This window comes from Streptomyces sp. LS1784, from assembly GCF_020103755.1.
Classification (GTDB): domain Bacteria; phylum Actinomycetota; class Actinomycetes; order Streptomycetales; family Streptomycetaceae; genus Kitasatospora.
This window is the reverse complement of record NZ_JAHSQD010001225.1, coordinates 1-712: the sequence shown is the minus strand read 5'-3', so window position 1 is coordinate 712 and position 712 is coordinate 1. Positions and strand designations below refer to the sequence as shown.

At 75.3% G+C, this 712-nt stretch carries 1 protein-coding gene and 1 pseudogene; one reads left to right on the top strand and one right to left on the bottom strand.

Annotation, left to right across the window (positions count from 1 at the left end; genetic code table 11):
• Positions 1-391, top strand: a pseudogene (locus KS423_RS46670) (transcriptional regulator); the annotation flags it as partial.
• A gap of 29 nt (positions 392-420) precedes the next feature.
• Here the strand turns inward: KS423_RS46670 and KS423_RS46665 are convergent.
• Positions 421-712, bottom strand: a 292-nt coding sequence (locus tag KS423_RS46665; RefSeq protein WP_224285683.1) for a hypothetical protein, incomplete at its 5' end; no start/stop codon positions are given.

The following is a 712-nucleotide window of genomic DNA, read 5'->3' as shown; positions in this document are numbered from 1 at the left end:
CGGCGCCGCCGCCGGCCTCGACCGCGGCGCGCTGGAGTCCCGCCCGCCGCTGCCCGGCTGCCAGGCCTACCCGCACTACCTCGCCTGGCTCGCCCTGAACAGCGAGCCGGCCGCCGCGGCCGCCGCCCTGGTCGCCAACTTCGCGGCCTGGGGCGGCTACTGCGCCACCATCGCGCAGGCACTGCGCCACCAGTACGGCTTCACGGACGAGACCTGCGCGTTCTTCGACTTCTTCGCCCAGCCCGCGCCCGAGCTGGAGCAACAGGCCGCCGACGCACTGGGCCCGGACCGGCTGGACGAGCCGACCCTGGCCGCCGCACGCGAGTACGGGCTGCTGCTCCAGGCCTACGAGCACCTGTTCTGGGACACCCTGGGCGTCATCGACGCCTGAGGCCGAACCCGTCCCGGGACCGAGAGGACTCAGGCCTGCCAGTGCGGCTTCCCGCTGACCATCCGGCAGTAGATCACCCGGCCACCGGCGTCGTGGGTGCTCTTGCCCAGGTCCGCGTTGCGGCAGAACTGCCCGGCTTCGTAGCAGTTGCCCGCGTTCGAGCGGATCTCGCACCCGGTGCCGGCGCCGGCCGCCGCTGGGGGTTCGGGGTCGGTCGGCGGCTGAGCGGTGGTCACCTTCGGCTGCGGCGCCTTGGTGACGGGCGGCTGCGGTTGGGCGCCGGGCTGGGCCGGAGGCGCGACGGGCGGGGGCGTGGCCGCC